Raw genomic sequence first — 8,232 nt, 5'->3', positions numbered from 1 at the left:
GGCGGCGCCGGCCACGAAGGCGCCGGCCACAAAGGCGCCGGCGAAGAAGGCGCCGGCCAAGGCTGCCCCGGCCAAGGCTGCCCCTGCGACGAAGGCGGCGACGAAGGCGGCGCCGGCCACGAAGGCTCCCGCTAAGAAGGCGCCGGCCAAGGCTGCCCCGGCGAAGGCTGCACCTGCGACGAAGGCGGCGACGAAGGCCGCCCCGGCGAAGAAGGCTCCCGCCAAGAAGGCGCCGGCCAAGAAGGCAGCAGCGAAGAAGTGATCCCACGGGTGACCGACGGCTCGCCTTGAGCTGCCGGAAATCCGCCACAGAGGCCGGTGCGCAGAGTCACCGGCCTCTGTGCTGTTCTGGAACACTGCCCGCATGAGTCGCTCCTTGGTGCTCAACGGCGGTCGACCGCTGATCGGTGACATAGAGGTACGAGGCGCCAAGAACCTCGTCTCCAAGGCGATGGTCGCGGTCGTCCTCGCCGAAGAGCCATGCCGCCTGCGCGGCGTGCCAGAGATCTCCGACGTGCAGATCGTCGCGGGCCTGCTCGAACTCCATGGCGTGAAGATCGACTCCTCGGACCGGGACGGCGAGCTCCTGCTCGACCCCACCAACGTCGAGCAGGCGCACGTGGCCGACATCGACGCCCACGCCGGTAGTTCCCGGGTGCCGGTGCTCCTGTGCGGCCCCCTGCTCCACCGGCTCGGGGAGGCGTTCATCCCGGACCTGGGTGGTTGTCGGATCGGCGAGCGTCCGATCAACTTCCACCTGGACGTCCTGCGCACCTTCGGTGCCGTCGTCGACAAGCGTCCCGAGGGGCTGCGCCTGACCGCCCCTCATGGCCTCAAAGGGGCCGACATCCAGCTGCCCTACCCGAGCGTCGGCACGACCGAGCAGGTGCTGCTCACGGCGGTGCGCGCCGAGGGGACGACAGTGTTGCGCAACGCCGCCATCGAGCCCGAGATCATGGACCTGGTCGCGATCCTCCAGAAGATGGGGGCGATCATTTCGGTCCAGACAGACCGCAGGATCGAGATCGAGGGGGTGCCGAGGCTGGGGGGCTTCGACCACTTGGCCATCCCCGATCGGATCGAGGCCGGCTCCTGGGCCTGCGCCGCCCTGGCCACCGCGGGCGACATCTATGTGCGCGGTGCCCAGCAGCAACCGATGATGGCCTTCCTCAATGTCTTCCGACGTGTCGGTGGCTCCTTCGACATCGACGACGAGGGAATTCGCTTCTGGCACTCCGGCGGCGACATCAACTCCCTTGCCATCGAGACCGATGTGCATCCGGGCCTGATGACCGACTGGCAACAGCCCCTCGTCGTGGCGCTCACGCAGACCCGCGGGCTGTCGATCATCCACGAGACCGTCTACGAGAACCGTCTGGGATTCACGTCCGCGCTCGGGGAGATGGGCGCACAGATTCAGACCTATCGCAACTGTCTGGGTTCCTCCCCGTGCCGCTTCTCGCGCGCCAATTTCCAGCACTCGGCGGTCGTGTCCGGACCTGCCCGTCTGAGGGGAGCCGAGATCACCGTGCCGGACCTTCGTGGGGGTTTCAGTTACCTCATCGCAGCTCTCGCTGCCGAGGGCACCTCAAAGGTCCACGGCATCGACCTGATCTATCGAGGTTACGAGAACTTCTCGACGAAGTTGGACGCCGTCGGCGCCGATTACGACCTGATCTGAGGCGGGTCGCCGATCAGCTGATGACCTGCCCCGCGCCGATGCCGACGATCCACATCCGGCGTGCCCGCCGGTCTTCATCATCCAACTCGACACTGACCCGCTGACCGACCCGCAGGTGGCGCAGTCCACTGCCCGCAACCGAAGCCAGGTCCCAGTCGATCAGTGAGCCGTCGTCGAGCAAGGCCTGCCCGCCCTCGTCACCGGTGGAGTGGATCGTCGCCTGCACGATCGTCAGGGTAGCCCCCCAACGCGCGCGCCGTGTGCTGGCCCACGCCCACGGCGAGGGCCGCTTCGAGGTCGGTGACTTCGTCGACATCGAGGCGCAACCCGGGAAGGTCGAGGTCGAGGCGGGCCAGGCCTTGGGCCGCATGCCGGGCCGCACTGCCCCCTCCGAAGTTCGTCGTCGGGTCGGCATCGGCGGCGGCGAGGGCCACCATGGCGGTCCCCGTGCCCGCCGCGTCCGGCACGAAGGCACCCCGGTGCGTTGCGGCCGCGGCCAATGCGATCTCCAACTCGGTGGAGGTCAGGCTCGGGTGATCGCCGAGCAGCACCGCGACCCGGTGGAAATGCTCGGCACGCGCCCGATCGACGCCGGCGCGCGCCGCCGCGTCGAGACCGACGCCCGGGTCGGGGACCAGATCGACCACCCGGTCGCCCGGATCCAGCGCACGCACCAGGGTCGCCACCACGGGGTCGGACGTGACGACGACGACTCGCTCGACGCCCACGGTGGCGAGCGCAGCCATGATGGTGTCGAGCGCGAAGGCCGTGGCCAGGGCGGGCCGGGCCGGGTCGGCAAGGCGGGACTTGGCCGACGAACCACCCTTGACAGGCACGACGACGGCCCACGGTCGGCTGGGCGCGGGCACGAGAACCTCCTGGCAGGGTCAGGTTGTGCGCGACAAGCGTAGGACGGTGCTCGACATGGGTGCTCGCGCCGACGAACATTGCGGGATGCGCGCACCAGCCGTCGAGACGAGTGATCAGTGAAGCCCAAGCGTCAGAAACGCCCAGGAGCCTTCCTCTTCGCCGTCGCTGTCCTGCGGCCCCTCCTCATGGCGCTCACCAAGCGACGTTGGTCAGGTGGCGAGAACCTCGTGCGCGACCGTGGTTGCGTCGTGGTCGCCAATCACCTCTCCTATGCCGACCCTCTCGTCGTGGCGCATTACCTCAACGACAACGGCATCGCGCCGAGCTTCCTGGGCAAGGTGGAGGTCTTCAACATCCCCGTCATCGGCAAGATCCTGCGTTCCGCCAGGCAGATCCCGGTCTATCGCGAGACGGGCCAAGCCGCCGACGCCTATCGCGCCGCGGTGGCCGCCGTCGAGCAGGGCCGGTGCATCGTGATCTATCCCGAGGCCACCTTGACGCGTGATCCCGACCTGTGGCCGATGCGCGGGAAGACGGGCGCAGCGCGGATCGCCCTCCAGACACGGTGCCCGGTCGTCCCGGTCGTCAACTGGGGGGCCCAGGCGATCATCGGTCCCTATGAGTCCAAACCCGATCTGCTGCCCATCAAGGAGGTGATCGTGCGTGCAGGAGCGCCGGTCGACCTGGCCGACCTCTATGAGCGTCCGATCACTCGCGAGGTCCTCCAGCAGGCCACGGACCGTATCATGGCGGCCCTGACCGGACTCCTCGAGGAGGTCAGGGGCGAGAAGGCACCGACGACCCGTTTCGACCCGCGCGCGGTCGGCATACCCACCAAGGGCAACCCCACGAAGGAGCAACGATGACTACGGCAGCCGTCTTCGGGACCGGCAGTTGGGGCACGGCCTACGCCATGGTGCTCGCTGACGCAGGCACCACGGTGCGGATGTGGGGGCGACGCCAGGAGATGGTCGACCAGATCAACTCCGGTTGCAACCAGGCGTACCTGCCCGGCGTCACCCTGCCGGGGCTGATCACCGCGGCCGCGGACCCGTCCGAGGTCGCGGCAGGCGCCGACATCGTCGTCCTCGCGGTCCCGAGCCAGACCCTGCGCGCCAATCTGGGGGAATGGGGATCGGCGCTGCCCACAGACGCGGCCATCGTGTCCCTCATGAAGGGGGTGGAACTCGGCACGACCAAGCGGATGAGCGAGGTCATCGAGGAGGTCGGTGAGGTCGACCCGTCGAGGATCGTCGTTGTCTCCGGCCCCAATCTGGCCAAGGAGATTGCCGTCAAGCAGCCGGCCGCCAGTGTGGTTGCCTGCCGCGACGAGGCGGCCGCCGAGCGTGTTGCGGCCGCCTGCGCGGCCCCCTACTTCCGTCCCTACACGGGGACCGACGTCGTGGGGACCGAGATCGCCGGTGCCGTGAAGAACGTCATTGCTCTCGCCGTCGGCATGGCTGAGGGACTGGGCTTCGGGGACAACTCCAAGGCCTCGCTCATCACCCGCGGGCTCGCCGAGACGATGCGCCTGGGGATGGCCATCGGCGGGGAGGCGCCGACCTTCGCCGGCCTCGCCGGAGTCGGCGACCTCATCGCGACGTGCATGTCTCCGCTGTCCCGCAACCATTCCTTCGGCGTGAAGCTGGGGCAGGGGCTCTCCGTCGACGAGGTCGTAGCACAGACCAGTCAGACCGCTGAAGGCGTGAAGTCGTGCACGTCGATTCTCGACCTCGCCCGAAAGAACGGCGTCGACGTGCCGATCATCGAGCAGGTCCACGCCATGATCGTCGAGGGCCGCACCGCCGAGGATGTCGTGCGGGCGTTGCTGTCGCGTCCGCGCAAGGCCGAGGTCGACTGACAGGCCGCTCTCAGCCCAGAGAGTCGAGAGCGCGCTGCAGATCGGTCCAGAGGTCCTCGACGTCCTCGATCCCGACGGAGAGCCGCAGCAAGTTGTCGGGCACCACATCGGGTTCGTTCGGCCAGCGCCGGCGGCGCTCGATCTGGGTCTCGACGCCACCCAGGCTCGTCGAATGCGAGATGACCTGCACGGCCGCGCAGACCGCCTCGGCGTCCTCGACGGTGGCGCCGACGTCGAAGGCCACCATCGCCCCCACCCCGGGATAGCGCACGGTGACCACCGACGGGTGGTCAGCAAGGCGGGTGGCGAGGACGGCAGCGTTGGCGCTCGCCCGCTCCAGGCGCAGGTGCAGGGTGCGTATGCCGCGCAACGCCAGCCAGGTCTCCAAGGGACCGGCGATCGCACCGTAGAGCGACCGGTGGCCGGACAGCGCGGTGAAGATCTGGTCGCCGTCCTCGCGCACCACGCAGGCGCCGAGGATCACATCGCTGTGGCCACTCAGGTACTTGGTCACCGAATGCACGACCAGGTCCGAGCCCAACTCGAGGGGTCGTTGGGCCAAGGGAGTGGCGAAGGTGTTGTCGACGACGGACAGCACACCAGCCGCGCGAGCGGCCTCGACGAGGGCCTCGAGATCGGCGACCTCGAGCAGGGGGTTGGTGGGCGACTCCAGCCAGACCAGGTCCGCGCCCGCGAGGGCGTCGACGGTTGCTGCGGTGTCGGTGAGTTCGACAGTGCGCACGGTCAGCTCGCCGCGTTTCTCCCGCTCCTTGAGCGTCGCCAGGGTGCCGTTGTAGGCCGAGTGCGGGGCCACGACGACGCCACCGATGGGCACCAACGAGAGCGCTGCGGCGACCGCGGCCATCCCGCTGCCGAAGACGAGGGCCCGGCCACCCTCGAGGGAGCCCAGCGCCTCCTCGAATGCCGACCAGGTGGGATTGCCGTTGCGCGCGTAGTTGACCGGACCGTCCGCGGCATACGTGCTCGTGAGCACCAAGGGTGAGCCGACCTGCTGACCGGGCTCACGCCCCTCGCGGCCGGCGACGACGGCGCGGGTGGCGGGACGCAACCCGGTGGTGGATTCGTCGGTGGAGGTCATGGCGGTCATCGTAGGAGGCGCCGGGCTAGGCTCATCGGCGATGAACACGGACCAGACACCTGACCGGCTCCGCGTGGCCCTCGTCTTCGGGGGCCGCTCGTCCGAACACGAGGTCTCCTGTGCCACCGCGGCCAGCGTCCTGGACGCCTTGGACCGAGACCGCTACGACGTGATCCCGGTGGGCATCGCCCGCGACGGGCACTGGGTGCTGGCCCCCGATGATGCCGAGCAGTTCCGCCTGACCAGTGGGCATCGTCCCAGCGTCGACACGCACGCGCCGAGCGTGCTCGTCCCGACCAGTGGTGAGCAGCGCGGGCTCGTCGTGCACGAGGCGGGGCAGCCGCCACGCGATCTCGGCGAGGTCGACGTCGTCTTCCCCTTGCTGCACGGGCCGTTCGGTGAGGACGGGACGGTCCAGGGCCTGCTCGACCTCGCGGACGTGCGCTACGTCGGCTCCGGGGTGGCTGCCTCCGCGACGATGATGGACAAGCACCTGATGAAGGTCGTCTTCGAGGCCGCGGGGCTGAGCGTGGGTCCCTATGTCGTCATCACCGACCGCGAATGGCTGCGCGACCCGGACGGGGCGATGGCCAAGGTCGAGGTCCTGGAGTTTCCTGTCTTCGTGAAGCCCGCGCGCGCCGGATCGAGCTTCGGGATCACCCGGGTCACGTCGGCCGGCGGCGTGCGCGCCGCGATCGAGGCCGCCCGTGAGCACGACCCGAAGGTCGTCATCGAGCAGGGCATCTTCGCGCGGGAGATCGAATGCGGAGTGCTCGACGGGCACGGCACGGACCTGCCGCGGGCCAGTGTCGTCGGGGAGTGTCGGGTCGTCGCGAACCACGAGTTCTACGACTTCGACGCCAAGTACCTCCACGCCGAGGACGTCGTCCTGCAGACCCCGGCGGAGGTGCCGGAGGAGGTTGCCGAGCGGATTCGTGAGCTGTCTGTCCGGGCCTTCCTGGCGGCCGGGTGCGAGGGCTTGGCGCGGGTCGACTTCTTCCTCACCGAGGCAGGGGACATCCTCATCAACGAGATCAACACGATGCCCGGCTTCACCCCGACATCGATGTATCCGCGGATGTGGGCCGCCTCGGGGATCGGGTATGCCGCGTTGATCGACGAGCTGATCTCGCTGGCGATGCAACGGCGGCTCGGTCTGCGCTGACCCAGCGGCGGGCGACCCTCGGGCGCTGGGACCACCCTCGTGTCGTGGGAGCCGGGCACACGGCATACGAACTGGGTTGGGAAATGGTGGGGCTGGGTGCCGGGACAAGGCCCCGACCTACGAACCGGGTTGGGAAATGGTGGGTCCGGGCCCGCGCTCTGGCCGTTCAGCGGCAGGCGAGCCCGTTGGGCGGCAGTGCCTTGGCGGCGGCACCGAAGGCGGGCAGGAGCAGCGGCTCGGGTGCATAGGCCGTGGGGACGAGCACCTCGAGTGCGGGGTCGGTGCCGAACGAGGTGAAGGCGGTGCCGTCACTGAGCTCGCGAGGAATCCAGCCGACGTCGTCGACCTCCACGCACTCGACATCCGTGGGGGCAAGCCCAGGCACCCCGCACCGGGCGATGACCGCGGGATCGCCCCAAGCCGCGGTGCCGGGGGCGGTTACGGAGTCCAGGCGCGGCATACCGGAAACAGTCGACGGGAACGCCTCGGTGGCGGACCTGCAGGCGTCGCTGCCCCCCGCGCCGGCCGCGGTGACCTCGGGACCCCCGCTGCAGCCGGCCAGGGCACAGACGAGGACGGCGGCCGCGCCGAGCGCAGCCGCCGTCCCGCGAACTCGGTTCACCCTCAGACGTGCACGACCGTGCAGGTCAGCGTGCGGGTGATGCCCTCGACGTCCTGGATCTTGGCGATGACGAGCTTGCCGAGGTCGTCGACGCTGTCGGCCTCGACGCGCGCGATGACGTCGTAGGGGCCGGTGACGTCCTCGGCCAGGGCCACGCCCTCCAGCTCACTGATCGAGTGGGCCACACTGGCCGCGCGACCGACCTCGGTCTGGATCAGGATGTAGGCCTGTACCACGGGATCACCTCGTTGTGTGCGTCTGCTGATGGGTCGGCCCGGTGGGCCGTCACGGCAGACGCTACCGTGCCGGTGGTCGGTCCGTCAGCGGCAGGGTCAAGGAGGTGGTCGGTCGTGAGCCAGCGGCTGCGTGATCTCGACGAGTCGGCGCTGCTCCGGCAGATCTTCCCGATCTTCGCGGATCTGCCCGGTAGTGGTGGGGTCAGCGTGCCGGCCGGTGACGACGCGGCCGTTGTGGCCGCCCCGTCGGGAAGCGTCATTGCGACCACTGACTCGATGGTGCGCGGCCGGGACTGGCGCGACGACTGGTCGAGCGGGCGTGACGTCGGGTGGAAGCTGGTCGCCCAGAATGTCGCCGATGTGGCTGCGATGGGTGGGGTGCCCACCGGGCTCTTGGTGTCCCTGATGGTCGATCCCGAGGTCGAGGTGGCGTGGGTGCTGGATTTTGCAGCGGGCGTCGCTGCGGCGGCGCAGGACGCGGGGTGCCCTGTTCTCGGCGGGGACCTGTCCTCGGCGCCGGCTGGCGTGGTGGTGGTGTCGATCACGGCGCTCGGCGACCTCGGCGGGCGCGCGCCGGTCCTGCGCTCGGGCGCACGGGTCGGTGACGTCGTCGCGGTCTGTGGCTCCCTCGGGTGGTCGGGCGCCGGCCTGGCCACGTATGCCGCGGGGCTGGCCGAACCCTCCCTCTCGCCGACGTC

At 69.5% G+C, this 8,232-nt stretch carries 11 protein-coding genes; 5 read left to right on the top strand and 6 right to left on the bottom strand.

From position 1 onward, the window contains the following. The coding region (locus tag BN10_RS17195; RefSeq protein ID WP_198013997.1) for a hypothetical protein at positions 1–366 on the bottom strand (366 nt) is incomplete at its 3' end. On the opposite strand from BN10_RS17195, the gene murA reads away from it, so the two are divergent. Then, positions 365–1,681, top strand: a complete 1,317-nt coding sequence (gene murA, locus BN10_RS03470; protein WP_040750891.1) for a UDP-N-acetylglucosamine 1-carboxyvinyltransferase — start codon at positions 365–367, stop codon at positions 1,679–1,681. The genes BN10_RS17195 and murA overlap by 2 nt on opposite strands. A 13-nt stretch (positions 1,682–1,694) precedes the next feature. On the opposite strand, the gene BN10_RS03465 is transcribed toward murA, so the two are convergent. Both BN10_RS03465 and cofC read right to left on the bottom strand, forming a co-directional pair. Beyond that, positions 1,695–1,907 carry a hypothetical protein gene (locus BN10_RS03465; protein ID WP_010849774.1) on the bottom strand — a complete coding sequence of 71 codons (213 nt, stop codon included), beginning with the start codon at positions 1,905–1,907 and terminating at the stop codon, positions 1,695–1,697. Beyond that, positions 1,879–2,550, bottom strand: coding sequence for a 2-phospho-L-lactate guanylyltransferase (gene cofC / locus BN10_RS03460; RefSeq protein WP_010849773.1), 672 nt, complete (start codon positions 2,548–2,550; stop codon positions 1,879–1,881). Before cofC ends, BN10_RS03465 begins: the two co-directional genes overlap by 29 nt. Positions 2,551–2,667: 117 nt before the next feature. On the opposite strand from cofC, the gene BN10_RS03455 reads away from it, so the two are divergent. Together BN10_RS03455 and BN10_RS03450 are read left to right on the top strand one after the other, a co-directional pair. Beyond that, positions 2,668–3,417 carry a lysophospholipid acyltransferase family protein gene (locus tag BN10_RS03455; RefSeq protein WP_010849772.1) on the top strand — a complete coding sequence of 250 codons (750 nt, stop codon included), beginning with the start codon at positions 2,668–2,670 and terminating at the stop codon, positions 3,415–3,417. Continuing rightward, positions 3,414–4,412, top strand: coding sequence for an NAD(P)H-dependent glycerol-3-phosphate dehydrogenase (locus BN10_RS03450; protein ID WP_010849771.1), 999 nt, complete (start codon positions 3,414–3,416; stop codon positions 4,410–4,412). Before BN10_RS03455 ends, BN10_RS03450 begins: the two co-directional genes overlap by 4 nt. A 10-nt stretch (positions 4,413–4,422) precedes the next feature. On the opposite strand, the gene BN10_RS03445 is transcribed toward BN10_RS03450, so the two are convergent. Further along, on the bottom strand, positions 4,423–5,520 hold the full coding sequence (locus tag BN10_RS03445; protein ID WP_010849770.1) for a trans-sulfuration enzyme family protein: 1,098 nt from the start codon (positions 5,518–5,520) through the stop codon (positions 4,423–4,425). Between the two features lie 31 nt (positions 5,521–5,551). On the opposite strand from BN10_RS03445, the gene BN10_RS03440 reads away from it, so the two are divergent. Beyond that, positions 5,552–6,676: a D-alanine--D-alanine ligase family protein gene (locus BN10_RS03440; RefSeq protein ID WP_010849769.1), complete on the top strand. Its 1,125-nt coding sequence runs from the start codon at positions 5,552–5,554 to the stop codon at positions 6,674–6,676. Positions 6,677–6,842: 166 nt separating this feature from the next. On the opposite strand, the gene BN10_RS03435 is transcribed toward BN10_RS03440, so the two are convergent. Continuing rightward, positions 6,843–7,298 carry a DUF3515 family protein gene (locus tag BN10_RS03435; RefSeq protein WP_010849768.1) on the bottom strand — a complete coding sequence of 152 codons (456 nt, stop codon included), beginning with the start codon at positions 7,296–7,298 and terminating at the stop codon, positions 6,843–6,845. A gap of 2 nt (positions 7,299–7,300) precedes the next feature. After that, a complete protein-coding gene (locus BN10_RS03430) occupies positions 7,301–7,534 on the bottom strand; it encodes an Lrp/AsnC ligand binding domain-containing protein (RefSeq protein ID WP_010849767.1) in 234 nt (77 codons plus the stop codon). A 114-nt stretch (positions 7,535–7,648) separates the two neighbouring features. On the opposite strand from BN10_RS03430, the gene BN10_RS03425 reads away from it, so the two are divergent. Beyond that, positions 7,649–8,232, top strand: a 584-nt coding sequence (locus BN10_RS03425; protein WP_233354253.1) for a thiamine-phosphate kinase, incomplete at its 3' end; no start/stop codon positions are given.

Source organism: Phycicoccus elongatus Lp2, from assembly GCF_000367525.1.
GTDB classification, from domain to species: domain Bacteria; phylum Actinomycetota; class Actinomycetes; order Actinomycetales; family Dermatophilaceae; genus Phycicoccus_A; species Phycicoccus_A elongatus.
Note: the sequence above shows the minus strand (reverse complement) of the source record. Positions and strands in the feature narration are given on the sequence as shown.